At 58.5% G+C, this 13,593-nt stretch carries 13 protein-coding genes; 9 read left to right on the top strand and 4 right to left on the bottom strand.

Annotated features, from left to right (window positions below; translation table 11 throughout):
* Positions 1-3 precede the first annotated feature (3 nt).
* Entirely contained in the window at positions 4-660 is a 657-nt protein-coding gene (locus ABIB60_RS15495) for a lipoprotein signal peptidase (protein ID WP_354581142.1), read from the top strand.
* A gap of 153 nt (positions 661-813) precedes the next feature.
* On the opposite strand, the gene ABIB60_RS15490 is transcribed toward ABIB60_RS15495, so the two are convergent.
* Positions 814-1,800, bottom strand: coding sequence for an aldo/keto reductase (locus ABIB60_RS15490; protein ID WP_354581141.1), 987 nt, complete (start codon positions 1,798-1,800; stop codon positions 814-816).
* Positions 1,801-2,098: 298 nt separating this feature from the next.
* Here ABIB60_RS15490 and ABIB60_RS15485 point away from each other — a divergent pair, with 298 nt between their 5' ends.
* From ABIB60_RS15485 to rnr, 3 genes are all read left to right on the top strand, one after another.
* On the top strand, positions 2,099-4,117 hold the full coding sequence (locus ABIB60_RS15485) for an ABC transporter ATP-binding protein (protein ID WP_354581139.1): 2,019 nt from the start codon (positions 2,099-2,101) through the stop codon (positions 4,115-4,117).
* Between the two features lie 41 nt (positions 4,118-4,158).
* Positions 4,159-4,908: an ATP-grasp domain-containing protein gene (locus ABIB60_RS15480; protein ID WP_354581138.1), complete on the top strand. Its 750-nt coding sequence runs from the start codon at positions 4,159-4,161 to the stop codon at positions 4,906-4,908.
* Between the two features lie 174 nt (positions 4,909-5,082).
* A complete protein-coding gene (rnr, locus tag ABIB60_RS15475; RefSeq protein WP_354581137.1) occupies positions 5,083-7,623 on the top strand; it encodes a ribonuclease R in 2,541 nt (846 codons plus the stop codon).
* A 117-nt stretch (positions 7,624-7,740) separates the two neighbouring features.
* Here the strand turns inward: rnr and ABIB60_RS15470 are convergent, their stop codons facing one another.
* Together ABIB60_RS15470 and ABIB60_RS15465 are read right to left on the bottom strand one after the other, a co-directional pair.
* The gene (locus ABIB60_RS15470) at positions 7,741-8,244 is read right to left on the bottom strand and encodes a TonB family protein (protein WP_354581135.1); all 504 of its coding nucleotides are present in this window, start codon (positions 8,242-8,244) and stop codon (positions 7,741-7,743) included.
* A gap of 80 nt (positions 8,245-8,324) precedes the next feature.
* Positions 8,325-8,888, bottom strand: coding sequence for a DUF2939 domain-containing protein (locus ABIB60_RS15465; RefSeq protein WP_354581134.1), 564 nt, complete (start codon positions 8,886-8,888; stop codon positions 8,325-8,327).
* 130 nt (positions 8,889-9,018) lie between these two features.
* Between ABIB60_RS15465 and ABIB60_RS15460 the strand changes: the two genes are divergently transcribed.
* The 3 genes from ABIB60_RS15460 (at position 9,019) to ABIB60_RS15450 (ending at position 11,062) form a co-directional block, all read left to right on the top strand.
* Positions 9,019-9,990 carry a polyprenyl synthetase family protein gene (locus tag ABIB60_RS15460; RefSeq protein WP_354581133.1) on the top strand — a complete coding sequence of 324 codons (972 nt, stop codon included), beginning with the start codon at positions 9,019-9,021 and terminating at the stop codon, positions 9,988-9,990.
* A gap of 41 nt (positions 9,991-10,031) precedes the next feature.
* Positions 10,032-10,661, top strand: a complete 630-nt coding sequence (locus ABIB60_RS15455; protein WP_354581132.1) for a rhomboid family intramembrane serine protease — start codon at positions 10,032-10,034, stop codon at positions 10,659-10,661.
* 77 nt (positions 10,662-10,738) lie between these two features.
* On the top strand, positions 10,739-11,062 hold the full coding sequence (locus ABIB60_RS15450) for a PLD nuclease N-terminal domain-containing protein (protein ID WP_354581131.1): 324 nt from the start codon (positions 10,739-10,741) through the stop codon (positions 11,060-11,062).
* A gap of 84 nt (positions 11,063-11,146) precedes the next feature.
* On the opposite strand, the gene ABIB60_RS15445 is transcribed toward ABIB60_RS15450, so the two are convergent.
* A complete protein-coding gene (locus ABIB60_RS15445; RefSeq protein ID WP_354581130.1) occupies positions 11,147-11,767 on the bottom strand; it encodes a DUF2939 domain-containing protein in 621 nt (206 codons plus the stop codon).
* Between the two features lie 84 nt (positions 11,768-11,851).
* Here ABIB60_RS15445 and ABIB60_RS15440 point away from each other — a divergent pair, with 84 nt between their 5' ends.
* Together ABIB60_RS15440 and ABIB60_RS15435 are read left to right on the top strand one after the other, a co-directional pair.
* Positions 11,852-12,706 carry a glycerophosphodiester phosphodiesterase family protein gene (locus ABIB60_RS15440; protein WP_354581129.1) on the top strand — a complete coding sequence of 285 codons (855 nt, stop codon included), beginning with the start codon at positions 11,852-11,854 and terminating at the stop codon, positions 12,704-12,706.
* A gap of 265 nt (positions 12,707-12,971) precedes the next feature.
* Positions 12,972-13,370 carry a helix-turn-helix domain-containing protein gene (locus tag ABIB60_RS15435; RefSeq protein WP_354581128.1) on the top strand — a complete coding sequence of 133 codons (399 nt, stop codon included), beginning with the start codon at positions 12,972-12,974 and terminating at the stop codon, positions 13,368-13,370.
* The last annotated feature ends 223 nt before the right edge of the window (positions 13,371-13,593 follow it).

Genomic DNA, 13,593 nt, shown 5'->3' with positions numbered 1-13,593 from the left:
TGCATGAAATACTGGAAGTATTACTTGGTGGCCCTGCTGGTCATCGTCATTGATCAACTTTCGAAATGGGCTGTGCACCGCTATATGCCCATGGGCATGCCCGGCGAAATTCCGCTGCTCGGCGACTGGTTTAAGTTGCATTACACGCTGAATCCGGGTATGGCTTTCGGGGTAGAGTTGCCGCCACCCTACGGTAAAATTCTGCTTACCAGCTTCCGGTTGGTGGCCGTGACGGGCATTGCCTACTACATCTACAAATTATGGAAGCAGCGCGCCCCCAGCGGCCTGCTCGTGTGCATTGCCATGATTCTGGGCGGGGCCCTGGGCAACGTCATCGACTCCATTTTTTACGGTATCATCTACAATAACGCTCCCTATGGTTCACCCACTCCCTGGTTTCACGGGCAGGTGATTGACATGCTGTACGTGGATATCTACGAAGGAATCCTGCCGGCTTCCTGGCCCTTGGTAGGCGGCTCGCACGTCTCGCTCTGGCCCATCTTCAACATTGCCGATTCGGCTATTTTCGTGGGTGTAGCGCTGATTCTGCTGTTCCAAAGCCGTTTTTTCGCTCACTACGAAGCTGCTCACCCACTGGCTGCCGACGATGCCCAAGCTGCCCAGGCCCGCCGCGACGCTGAAGCCTCGGAAGTAGTGTAGAATAACCTTATTAAGGTGAAAAAGCCCGCTGGAACGGTTCCAGCGGGCTTTTTTGTTGAAGGTCATTGCGAATGGAGTGAAGAAGTTGGGTGACTTTATACTGATCAATCCAACTTTCTCACTCCGTTTGGAACGGCAATTCTTGGCCACTTTTTACCATAGGTTATACACCAGTGGCTTGATGCGCTGCTCGTAGATAGCCTTTACGGCTTGCATTTGCTCTGGTGAAAGGTCGGGTAGCTCGGCGGCCTGCAGATTGGAGTGTAGCTGGTCGGGGCGGGAGGCGCCGGGGATTACGCAGCTTACTTCCTCAAACATCAGCACCCAGCGCAACGCTATTGGGGCTAGGTTGGGTTGGTCGGGAAACACCTTCTTCAACTCCTCCACAGCCGCCAGGCCGGTTTCGTAGTCCACGCCCGAAAAGGTTTCGCCCTTGTCGAAGGCGGCTCCGTCGCGGTTGAATTGGCGGTGGTCGTCGGGGGAGAAGGTGGTTTGGGACGAGAACTTACCGGTGAGCAGGCCGCTGGCCAAGGGCACGCGCACAATCAGGCCCACATCCTGGCGCTTTGCCTCCTGGAATAACAGCTCGGCGGGGCGCTGCCGGAACATATTGAAAATGAGTTGGATGGTGGTGACATTACTGAAGTTCAAGGCTTTAAGACCTTCTTCCACCTTTTCCACGCTTACGCCTAGGTTCAGGATTTTACCCTCGTCTTTGAGCCGGTCAAACAGCTCAAATATTTCGGGGCGGTAAAATACCTCGGTGGGCGGGCAATGCAGCTGAATCAGGTCCAGGGTTTCGAGCTGCATGTTGCGCAAGCTGTTCTCTACGAACCGGCGCAGAGCGGCGGGCTGATAGGCCTCGTTGGTGTGGGGTTGGAGCTGGCGGCCACACTTGGTGGCCACGTACAACCGCTCGGAGCGGCTGCGCACGAGCCGGCCCACGGCCTTTTCGCTTTCCCCGTCGCCGTACACGTCGGCGGTATCAATGAAGTTGATGCCCGCATCAACGGCGCTGTTGAGGATGGCGTCGGCGGTGTCGTGGCTGAATGGGTCGCCCCATTTGCCGCCCACCTGCCAGGTGCCGAGGCTGATTTCGGAAACATTGAAGCTGGTTTTGCCAAGTTTACGGTACTGCATGAGTAATTAAGAAGAGGAGGATAATAGTTCGGAAAGGTAGGAGTTGCGGCTGTCGGGGAAGCTGGCTTTTTCCGGGTATTTATCATCCTGAACGCAGCGGAGGACCTTATCACGTAGCCATAATAGTGTTCAGCCGTAATAAGGTCTTGCGCTCCGCTCACGATGACAATGGGTGTGGCTTGTTGCACAGCTTCAGTATGCTGGCCCGAACAACCAACCAATGCTTACGCGAAACAGGCCGGGCAAGCTACCGTGTGCCGGCCTATCTTTACCTTTTTCCGCTTCGATTCTCGTCGCCGTGTCCCAGCCCATTCTGTCCGTTCGCAACCTCACCATCGACTTTCACAGCCACCGGGGCACCACGCGGGCCGTGCAGGATATTTCCTTTGACCTGCATCGGGGCCAAACGCTGGCCATTGTGGGCGAGTCGGGCTCGGGTAAGTCGGTTACCTCCCTGGCCTTGATGGGCCTTATTCCGCTGCCCCCCGGTCAGATTGTGAGCGGCGAAGCCCGATTCCAGAGTGAGGCACTGGGGGAGGTGAATTTGCTGACGCTTACGGATAAGCAGTTGCAGCAGGTGCGTGGCAACGACATCAGCATGATTTTTCAGGAGCCGATGACCTCCCTGAACCCGGTGTACACCTGCGGCAGTCAGGTGGTAGAGGCGTTGCGTCTGCACACCACGCTCACCGCCAAGGAGGCCGAAGCCCGCACCGTGGAGCTGTTTACAATGGCCCAGCTGCCGCGCCCCGAGAAAATCTTCAGTAGCTACCCCCACGAAATCAGCGGGGGCCAGAAGCAGCGCGTGATGATTGCCATGGCCATGGCCTGCAACCCCGCCATCCTCATTGCCGACGAGCCCACCACCGCCCTCGACGTGACCGTGCAGGCCCAGGTGCTGCGCCTCATGAACGACCTGCGCCGCCAGCACAACACGGCCCTCATCTTCATCACCCACGACCTGGGCGTGGTAGCCGAAATAGCCGACCGAATTCTGGTAATGTACCGCGGCCGGGTGGTGGAGCAGGGTTACGTACTCGACATCTTCACCAACCCCCAGCACCCCTATACCAAGGGTTTGCTGGCCTGCCGCCCAAAATTATCGGTAGGGCGAAAAAAACTTCCCGTGGTGGCCGATTTCATGCGTGAAACGGCCGATGGAGGCTTTATTACCACTGAAACTGCCGCTACGCAAGTAACTGAGGCTGTTGCAGGTGAAAGTATAGATTCGGCCTCTCAAAGCGGTGCTGAAACCACCAAAACGTTCCCCGTGGAACATCGTGTTTCACGGCCTGTGGAACCGCAATTTGGTCTCGAATCGGCTCCTGGGTTAGAATCAGGTCAGCCGTTGCCTATCACCAGTGGTCCTACAAATTCCCCGCAGGGGTTTGTAGAACCACTCCCGTTGAACGAGGACAACCCCATCAGCCTCAGCCTTAGCAACGACAGTGGTCGAACCAACCCTACGGGAATTGGTCGGACCACATCCTCTGAGCCATTGCTGCAGGTGGAAAACCTGAACGTGCACTTTCCTATTCGTAAGGGCTTCTTCAACCGCACCAAGGAATTTGTGCGGGCTGTAGATGGGGTGAGTTTTGATATTTACTCTGGCGAAACCGTGGGATTAGTAGGGGAGTCGGGTTGCGGTAAAACTACCCTGGGCCGGACCTTGCTGCGGCTGGTGGAGCCGACGTCGGGTAGCATTCTGTTTGATGGGGTTGACCTGGCCACGCTGCCCGCCGAGGAATTGCGCCGGAAGCGGCGGGAGTTTCAGATGGTATTCCAGGACCCCTACGCCGCCCTCAACCCCATGATGACCGTGGGCGAGGCCATTCTGGAACCCATGCGCGTGCACAAGGTGGGTGGTAGCCGGGCGGAGCAGAAAGCCAGAGTGCTGGAGCTGCTGCGCACGGTGGGCCTGCAGGAGGAGCACTACATGCGCTACCCCCACGAGTTCAGCGGCGGCCAGCGCCAGCGTATCTGCATTGCCCGGGCTCTGGCCCTACAGCCCAAGTGCATCATCTGCGACGAGTCTGTATCGGCCCTTGATGTATCGGTGCAGGCCCAGGTGCTCAACCTGCTCAACGACCTCAAGCGGGAGTTCGGCATCACCTACCTCTTCATCACCCATGACCTCTCGGTGGCCCGCTTTATGAGTGACCGGCTGCTGGTGATGCGCCAAGGCAAGATTGTGGAGAGTGGCCCCGCCGCCGCCATCTACGCCAACCCCCAGCACGAGTACACCCGTCAGCTGCTGGCCGCCATTCCCAAGGACACTCCCGCCGACATCCAGGCCGCCGTAGCCAGCCGGGCGTAGGAAGAACTCATAAGTTGTGGCTCCACTTCGCCAACCGAACTATGCACCTCATCTACCCCTCACTGCCTTACGAAGTGCGTACCGTGGACCCGCTGTGGGAACCGGAGTGCGCGTGGGCGCGGGAGCAGGGGTGGGCGGTAAGTCTGTACGACAGCGAAGCTCCGCGCCTGTGGTCGACGACTGCAACAGCCGAGCCCGCCATTTATCGAGGTTGGATGCTCTCCGCTGAGGAATATGAGTTGCTGACGACACGGGTAGCTTTGCGAGTATCAACGGCTAGCTACCTGGCTTCACACCAGGCTTCGGGTTGGTACGACGCCATCCACCCATTTACCTTTCCGAGTGCTTTCGGTACGGCCGCCACGCTGCCCGACTTTTCAGCCGGGCAGCGCTACTTCGTGAAAGGGCTGGTGAAGTCGTTTGGCACCGACTCCGTGGTAGCTTCGCAGGAGCAATGGATGCGACTATGTCGGGTGCATGAACTATTGGCAACGGAGCCGCTGTTCATACGGCAGTTCACCCCGCTGCAAGCCGGTTCCGAGCGGCGCTTCTTTGTGGTGGATGGCGTGGCCTACGGTGCAGCCGCTACCTCACTGCCCGACGAGCTTTGGCCGGTACTTGCGCTGCTACAGCCTCGCCTATACTATAGCCTGGATGTTGCCTTCACTGCTGCCGGCCATCCGGTGGTAGTGGAAGTGGGCGACGGGCAAGTATCCGATTTGAAGGAGTGGAGCACTGCTGATTTCGGGCATACGGTGCTAGGCGCTTTGGCCCGCGCAATACAATCTTAACCCTCGCTTTCTACCCCGGAATAGTTATTCCGCGCTATATTCCGTATCATCTCTCCGAAGCCTAGTACCGGGCTGGATTACTTTACGCCAGGGAACTACGTAGTACTACCAGTTTCCCACTTACTCAACCCCGCCGCCTGCGAAAACGACATCTTCTGGCGGCCCCTTTTCTACATGAAAGAAAAAGACGAACCCGCCGCCCCCCGCGCCTCCCGCGCGAAGGCAGCCTCCCGCAACGAAGCCGTTGCCCCCACTATTTCCCTTGATCTGGTGTTTCGCATTTTCCGCGACAACCCCGGCAAGGTTCTTTCCTACCGCCAGCTTTCCCGCCGCCTTGGGGTAACTACCAAGGAGCAGCGCGAGGATATTTTTGAGCACCTGAAAAGCCTGAAGAAAAAAGGCCTGCTCACGCTGCTCCAGAACGACGAGTACCGCCTCACGGATGCCAGTGCTGCCTACACTGCTACCGAGCCCGCCAGTGGCCGCAAAACGCGCCGCAATGAGCGGGAGCCGTTTGCCGCCACCAACCGTCGCGCGGGCCGCCCCGTGGAAACGGAGTTCGGCCAAGACCCCGTGGTGCACCGTCGCCGCTCGGCTGGCTTTGACTTTCCCAACGCCGACGAACCCTCCACGCCCCACCGCCGCAACCGCCCCGAGGGTGGGGGCGAGGTAATTACCGGCACCGTGGCCCTGGCTACTTCCTCCTATGCCTTCGTGATTTCGGAGGAGAGTGAGCAGGACGTGCGCGTGTTTACCGACCGGCTGAAGTTTGCCATGCACGGCGACACGGTGCGCCTGCGCCTGCGCGGCTCCCGCGACGGCAAGCCCGTGGGCGACGTGCTGGAAGTAACCAACCGGGTACGCCCCGAGCTGGTGGGTCGCCTGTATATGCAGGGCACTACGGGCTTCGTGAAGCCTGACAACCGCAAGGTGTACTTTGAGGTGATGGTGCCCGAGGAGCAGCTGCACGACGCCCGGCACGGCGACAAAGTGCTGGTGCAGATTACTGAGTTTCCGGACGGCGACACCGGCCACCTGCCGGTGGGAGCGGTGAAGCGCAGCTTCGGGCAGGCCGGCCAGAACGAGGCCGAAATCAACGCCATCATGGCGGAGTTTGGGCTGCCGTTTGAGTTCCCCGCCGAGGTGGAGGAGGAGTCGGAAAGCATCCCGCTGGAAATCCCCCAGAGCGAGATTGAGCGCCGCCGCGACTTCCGCAACATCACTACCTTCACCATTGACCCGGTTGATGCCAAGGACTTCGACGATGCCCTCAGCATTCAGCAGCTCGAAAACGGGCACTGGGAAATTGGGGTGCACATTGCCGACGTAACGCACTACGTGCGCCCCGGCATGGCCCTGGAAAAGGAGGCCCGCTACCGGGCCACCTCCGTGTACCTCGTGGACCGGGTGATTCCCATGCTGCCCGAGCGCCTCAGCAACGGCCTCTGCTCCCTGCGCCCCCACGAGGACAAGCTCACTTTCTCGGCCGTGTTTGAGCTGGATGAGAACGGTAAGCTCTACAGCTCTTGGTTTGGCAAAACCATCATTCACTCCGACCGGCGCTTCGCCTACGAAGAAGCCCAGGAGCGCATCGAGGGTTTGGAAGCTGACTACACCGCCGAGATTCAGCTGATGAACAGCATTGCCAAAAAGCTTTGCGCGGCCCGCTTCAAGCAAGGGGCCATCAGCTTCGAAACCCAGGAGGTAAAGTTCAAGCTAGACGCCGAGGGCAAGCCCCTGGGCGTGTACGTGAAGGAGCGCAAGGATGCTCACAAGATGATTGAGGAGTTCATGCTGCTGGCTAACCGCAAGGTGGCCGAGTTTGTGTTCAAGCTCAAGGCCCGCAAGCCCCGCCTGACTATGGTGTACCGCGTGCACGATGCTCCCGACGAGGACCGCCTGCAGAACTTCGCCCTCTTCGCCCAGAAGTTTGGCCACCAATTGGACCTCTCCAACCCCAAGAAGCTAAGCGCAGAGCTGAACGATTTGAGCAGCGAGGTAGTGGGCCGGCCGGAGCAGAACGTCATTCAAACGCTGGCCATCCGGACCATGGCCAAGGCCACTTATACCACCGACCCGCGCGGCCACTTCGGCCTGGCCTTCGAGCACTACTCGCACTTCACCTCGCCCATCCGCCGCTACCCCGACATGATGGCCCACCGCCTCTTGGAGCACTACCTGGAGGGCGGTAAGAACATGGAAGTGGAGCCAATAGAGGAAGAGTGCAAGCACTCCTCGGAGCGCGAAAAGCTGGCCGCCAATGCCGAGCGGGCCAGCATCAAATACAAGCAGGTGGAGTTCCTGCAGGACCGCATCGGCGACCAGTTTACGGGCGTGGTGTCGGGCCTGACGGAGCGGGGCCTGTACGTGGAAATTGAGGAGAACAAGTGCGAAGGCATGGTGCGCATTGCCGACATCCCCGGCGACTACTACGAGCTGGATAAGGATAACTACCGGCTCGTGGGTAAGAACTCCAAGCGCATCATTCAGTTCGGCGACGAGCTGCAGGTGGTGGTAACAGCCGCCAACCTGCTGGACCGTACCATTGACTTCGAGCTGGTAGACAACCGCCCCGATGCCGTGAAACGGCGGGAGCAGGAGGAACGCGCCGCCGGCCGGGAAAGCCGCCGCGGCTACCGCCCCGAAAAGAGCAGCAAAGGCGGCCGCCCCGGTGGCAGCGGTAAGTCGGGCGGGGGCAGTAAGCGCCGTCGCTAAGCTGCGAGAACGAGGCAGGTGAACTAATTAATCCGACCTCAAACCCAGGTTGTACACTACCAAAAACGCCCCCGGTGCTACGTGCGCCGGGGGCGTTTTTGGTGGTAGGTACCAGCCTCAGAACAGCACCGGAACAGTGAGGGCCGTGGACACCACTTTGCCCTCACGCCGGCCGGGCGTAAACCGGGGCAGCCGGCGCACGCACTCCACTGCCGCGGCATCATAGGCTGGGGAGAGGCCGTGGCCCGGCGCTACCCGCACATCGGTAACCTCGCCCGTGGCGGCCACTACCAGGCTCACCAGTACCCGGCCGCGCTGCCGGGGGCCGCGGGGACGTTGCAGGTTCTTCCGGAGGAAGTTCAGCATATTCTCCTGCCCACCGGGGAAAACCGGCATGACTTCCACGTAGGTGTATTTGCCGGTAGTAAGCGGCAGCGAGTCGATAACTATCGAAGTAGCGGGGGCTGCAACGGCGGCCGGTTTGCGGGCCGGGCGCGGAGGGGGCGTAACGGGCGCGGGCGGCCGGGCATCCCACCAGTTGTAGGAGTTCTGGGCGGTGGCAGGGTTGGCACTGAACAGGGCCGTAAGTAGGGCAGCGGCCGGGGGTAACAGCGTCTTCATGGGCGGGAATGGCGGGGCTGAAAACGTCTGGACTTTGACTGTTTGGGTGCGGGTCCGGACTGGGGCCGCGCCGCCGGAAACTACTCGGTGTAGAGCTTGCCCCACATGGGTATCTGCACGCCGGTGAGGCGCCAAGCTACGCCGTTAAATGTAAGCGTCAGCCGCATCATGGGCTGCCGGGAAGCTGTGTCCGTAAACAGCACCGCGTACCGGAACGGCGACGCTTTTTCCGGCTGCTGCTCCGTGCGGTTGGCTAGGGGTGTTGCCAACGTTGCCTCCATCACGTTATCGGCATTGAGGCGGCCAACCACCAGCTGATGGTCGCCGCGCAGGAGGCGCAGCAGACCTTCCGGCGTTACCACTTCCGCCATTAGCTCCCGCGCCAGTCGCTCATCGGTACCCGTGGCCTCAATGGCGCGCCAGTCGGGGGAGTTGCGCATCTTGAAAGCCAGGAACTGGGCATACTGCCCGGCCAGACTCGCCTGCACGGCGGGCAGATCTACCCACTGCTGCAGGGCTTGGTGGTCCCCCGCGTCCAGGGCCGCGGTAATGTTGTGCATCGTGCGTTCGGGGCGGCTGGTAGCCCAGGCAACGGTGAACAGAACCAGCATCATGCCGGCCAGCAACCCAAGTATCTTTTTCATGGGCTGAAAGTACAGCTCCAGAGAACAGCCTGGCCTGAGACGGGCGTCATTCGTACACCACCCCGGCCGGTTTCCCCGGCTTCCCGCAACCCGCCGTACCTTGCCGGCCTCAACCTTGACCCCGCCATTCGTGGACCTTTCTTTCTTCACCGATAAACTTGCCACGGGCCTTTCCGGCCTCTCCTACGGCGAGCAGCCCACCACCCTCTACGAGCCCATTCGCTACATCATGGCGCTGGGCGGCAAGCGCATCCGGCCCGTGCTTACCCTGCTCGGCGCCCACCTCTTCACCGACGACCTGGACGCCATAGTAAAGCCGGCCCTGGCCACTGAAGTCTTCCACAACTTCACCTTGCTCCACGACGACCTGATGGACCAGGCCCCCCTGCGCCGGGGACAGGCTACCGTGCACGAAAAGTGGAACCCCAACGTGGCCATCCTCTCCGGCGACGTGATGCTGGTGCGGGCTTACGAGCTGCTGCTGGACGTGCCCCCGCACCTGCTGGCCCACGTGCTCCGCCGCTTCTCCCAGACCGCCGCCGAGGTGTGCGAAGGCCAGCAGTGGGATATGAACTTCGAAACCGAAACCGAGGTCAGCATCGACCAGTACCTGGGTATGATCCGGCTGAAAACGGCCGTGCTGCTGGGCTTTGCCCTGGAATTGGGCGCCCTGCTGGCCGGTGCCTCCCGTGAGGATGCCGACCACCTGCGCCAGTTCGGGGTGGGCATTGGCGTGGCCTTCCAGCTCCGCGACGACCTGCTGGACGTGTACGGCGACGCGGCCACCTTCGGCAAGCGCGTGGGCGGCGACATCCTGAGCGACAAGAAGACTTACCTCCTGCTCACGGCCCACGCCCAGGCCAACGAAGCGCAACGCGCCACCCTGGCCCGGCACATCGGCCAGCCCGTGCCCGATGCTGACGCCAAGGTGCAGGCCGTGCGCGCGGTGTACGATGAGCTCGAAATTCGCCCCCAGACGGAAGCCCTCATCAATACCCACTTCCTGGATGCCTTGCAGCACCTGGAGCGCGTAACGGCCCCCGAAACGCGCAAAACGCCCTTGCATCAGCTGGCGTTGCAGCTACTGGAGCGCGAGCAATAATTCCCGGTTACGCCGGGCCTTTCATCTACTTTTCTCTTCCCATGGAACTCTCCCCAACTCTGGTGATGGTCGTCTTAACCGTCGGCATTTCCTTATACGCTTGGTCCAACCAGAACTTCTACGAAAGCTGGGTGCTGGACCCCTACCGCGTGAAGCGCGACAACGACTGGTATCGGTTCGTTACCTCGGGCTTTCTGCACGCCGATTTCGGCCACCTGCTCTTCAACATGATTGCCCTGTACTCCTTCAGCCAGACGGTGGAGTATATCTTCCTGCAGCTATTCGGGCCCACCACTGGCATCCTGTACTTTCTGCTGCTGTATCTGGGCGGCATCGTGGTGTCGGACATCCCCACCTACCTGCGCCACCGCGACGACCCGGGCTACCGCAGCCTCGGCGCTTCGGGCGGCGTATCGTCGATTATCTTCTCGGCCATTCTGTTTAATCCCCTGGGCAAGATGCTGGTTTTCCCCCTGCCTTTCGAAATTCCCAGCTTTATTTTCGGCTTCCTCTACCTGGGCTATTCCTACTACATGGGCCGCCGCCGGGGCGACAACATCAACCACGACGCCCACTTTTACGGGGCTTTATACGGGCTGGTGCTCACGTTTATTCTGGTGCCCCGGGTAGGCAGCATCTTCTGGTCCCAGATTCAGGACTTTTTGTTTTAATGCGTTGATTATCAGGTGTTTAATATATAATATATGTGATATGATATATCCATTTCGAATGTTGGCCGTACATCGGTGTGAAAATCTCTCCACTTAACACACCCTACACCATGAACAAGCTGCTCAAAAACATCAGCTTCCCGCCGGCTTCACTGCTCGCCCTGCCCCTTATGCTGGCCCTCTCCAGTTGCAGCAAATATGACCAGTACGGCAATACGCGCTTTATCTGGATTATCATTCTAGTGCTGGATGTGCTGGCCATGTTCGACGTATTCCGTCAGCCCTGGACAATTGGTAAGAAAATCCTGTGGCTGGCCATTATCTACTTCATGCCCTTCTTGGGCTTGATCATCTATTACATGTTCTCCGGCCGCGGTAAGTCGAACACCGGCGTTGTATAAGGCCACAGCTGCCTTAGCTAATACCAAAAAGCCCCGACGCAATTTCTGCGCCGGGGCTTTTTGTTTCTAGGGTGCAGTGAGGTGTTACTGTCCTAGCAGATGCTGCTTTTCCATGCGTGCTACGTGCTGCAGAATTTCGCCGGTGTTGGTGATTTCCGTGGCCTGCCAATGGTCGCCGCGGTCCTGCATTTTTACTTCTAGCACCAGCGTGGTATCGTAGCGGGGCTGGGTAAACTCCAGTCCGATGAAGGCCTGCTCGCCCTCTTCCCGCGAGTATTTCACCCCCTTGAAGCTGCTACCCTGGCCCACTACTTTGTCGGCTAGGCCTAGAATGGATACGTTCACCAGGCGCTTAGGAGTGGCCTCGGTAGCTGCCGTGGCCGAGCCGGTTTCTACGTAGCGTTTTACTTCCTGCCGAGCGGCCTGCGCCAGTTGGGGTTTCAACAGACGCAGGGCACCTTTCATGGCCATGCCCCCAGGGTTCAATATGCCCAGGGCGCTACCCTGGCTGGCTACCTGGTCTACTAAGCTACCCGTCACGCTGGTTACGTCCACGTAGCGCTCAAAGGCGGCGGCATCATGGTCGGTTACGGCTTTGTACGCCTGCATGAGCGAGTATTCCGGGCCAGTACTCAGCTTGCGGTAGTACCAATAACCGCCTGCCGCCAAAGCCAGCATAAGCAGAATGAGAACAGTTTTTTTCATGGGGATAAGCTGCTGAAAAGTTGCCGTAGTGCGTATACGCTACCCATAAAATCGGCTCCAAAAACTTTCTTAATCCGTCTGCGCATGGCTACCATACTGCCCCACACCGGGCTGCATCGACCCCAAATTCACGGACACCGGGGCTGCCGGGGTCTGCTTCCCGAGAATACCCTACCGGCTTTCTACCGGGCCGCGGAGCTGGGGGTTGATGCGCTGGAGCTGGATATCGTGGTTTCAGCCGACCACCAGCTGGTTGTGTCGCATGAACCGTGGATGTCGGCCGCCATTTGCCGCACTCCTCTGGGAGCCGTAATACCGGCCGCGGAGCAGCTCCAGCATAATCTGTACTCCATGCCCTACGCCCGTATCCGGGAGTATGATTGCGGCAGTACGCAGCATCCGCTTTTCCCGGAGCAGCAGCCCATACCCACGTACAAGCCCTTGCTCCGGGAAGTGGTATTTGCCATTGATGCGCTCCGGGCCCAACTGAAATTGCCACCGGTGCAGTTCAGTATAGAGGTGAAAAGTATGCCGTCCGGCGACGGTATTTGGCATCCAGCGCCGGCGCAATTCGTGGAGTTGCTACTGGCCGAATTGCAGGCGTTGGATCTCTACTCCCGCACCACTTTGCTCTCCTTTGATAAGCGTATTCTGCAACTTGCCCGGGAGCGGACTCCTCACCTGCGCCTGTGTTTGCTGATAGAAGATGAGCGGCCAGTGCCGGAACACCTGCGCGAGCTGGGCTTCCATCCACACGTATTGGGGCCGAATTTTCACCTCCTGACTGAGGCCGTTGCCGCCTACCTGCGCCAGCAAAGCATAGCTTATGTACCCTGGACAGTGAATGAAACCGCCGATATGAAACGCCTACTTGCGTACCAGCCATTGGGCATTACTACTGATTACCCCAACCGGCTACTAGCCTTGTTGGCAGGCTAACCCAGCCTCCTTACTACCTACCACACATCCCATACGCCTCGTTGCTCCAGTGTAACGAGGCGTTTCTTTTACGGCGAAGCCCAGGGTCGATGTGTAAAATCCATAGCTACGTTCTGTTACAGTATGTAATAGTGTAAAATTTAATACGTTGTAAAATATGTAAGTGTAAAGTAGTGTATTCTTGTTGTACGGTTTCTGTAATACACCTTTGTTGTTTGATACAGCGTATATTTACATACTCCCTCATTCGTTACTCTGCTTACACATGTTACACCAAGGTGAAATCCTGCAAGAAACCATCAAAAACAGCGGAATTTCGATTACGCGTATAGTTGATGAGCTGGGTATTACACGTCCTACGATATACCGTAAATTCAAGGAGGAAACCCTTGATTACACCTTTGTAAAGAAAGTGGGAGACATTATTGCGCATGATTTCTCGAATGATTTTACATCGTTACAGCAAACAGCTTTACCATTTTCCGTTACACGTGTATCGGATGTTGTAACAAACACAGGTGTAAAGCAGCCATTACAGCGGGTGTCCTCACCCCCCGTAACGGACACTGACCTGACTAAACAGCTCATGACGCTCCAGCAGAAGTATATTGCACTGTTGGAGTCGTATAATGAGCTGTTGCTGAAAGTGTATGGGCCCCGGTAACAATAGTGTTCCACGTGAAACATTTTTGTTCGGATACAGTAGCCGATCTGCGGGCAGATCCAGAATCGGAAATGCCCATTTGGCCTGAAGCAGGGCGTTTGTTAACGTAAAGCACAACTGGTCCCGCATTGCCTTTCGCCTGCCCTCATCCGCAACTACACACTGTTAAATGCAGCACCCGAAGTCAGTACTTATGTTACTACCTAACCTCCCTGCTTACCGC

The organism is Hymenobacter sp. UYP22, assembly GCF_040547285.1.
In the GTDB taxonomy this organism is placed as follows: domain Bacteria; phylum Bacteroidota; class Bacteroidia; order Cytophagales; family Hymenobacteraceae; genus Hymenobacter.
Note: the sequence above shows the minus strand (reverse complement) of the source record. Positions and strands in the feature narration are given on the sequence as shown.

Coding starts and splice junctions, on each gene's coding strand:
- ABIB60_RS15435 (WP_354581128.1), top strand. CDS start 12,972: ATGTTACACCAAGGTGAAATCCTGCAAGAAACCATCAAAAACAGCGGA.
- ABIB60_RS15445 (WP_354581130.1), bottom strand. CDS start 11,767: ATGAAAAAAACTGTTCTCATTCTGCTTATGCTGGCTTTGGCGGCAGGC.
- ABIB60_RS15440 (WP_354581129.1), top strand. CDS start 11,852: ATGGCTACCATACTGCCCCACACCGGGCTGCATCGACCCCAAATTCAC.
- ABIB60_RS15480 (WP_354581138.1), top strand. CDS start 4,159: ATGCACCTCATCTACCCCTCACTGCCTTACGAAGTGCGTACCGTGGAC.
- ABIB60_RS15470 (WP_354581135.1), bottom strand. CDS start 8,244: ATGAAGACGCTGTTACCCCCGGCCGCTGCCCTACTTACGGCCCTGTTC.
- ABIB60_RS15455 (WP_354581132.1), top strand. CDS start 10,032: ATGGAACTCTCCCCAACTCTGGTGATGGTCGTCTTAACCGTCGGCATT.
- rnr (WP_354581137.1), top strand. CDS start 5,083: ATGAAAGAAAAAGACGAACCCGCCGCCCCCCGCGCCTCCCGCGCGAAG.
- ABIB60_RS15465 (WP_354581134.1), bottom strand. CDS start 8,888: ATGAAAAAGATACTTGGGTTGCTGGCCGGCATGATGCTGGTTCTGTTC.
- ABIB60_RS15490 (WP_354581141.1), bottom strand. CDS start 1,800: ATGCAGTACCGTAAACTTGGCAAAACCAGCTTCAATGTTTCCGAAATC.
- ABIB60_RS15495 (WP_354581142.1), top strand. CDS start 4: ATGAAATACTGGAAGTATTACTTGGTGGCCCTGCTGGTCATCGTCATT.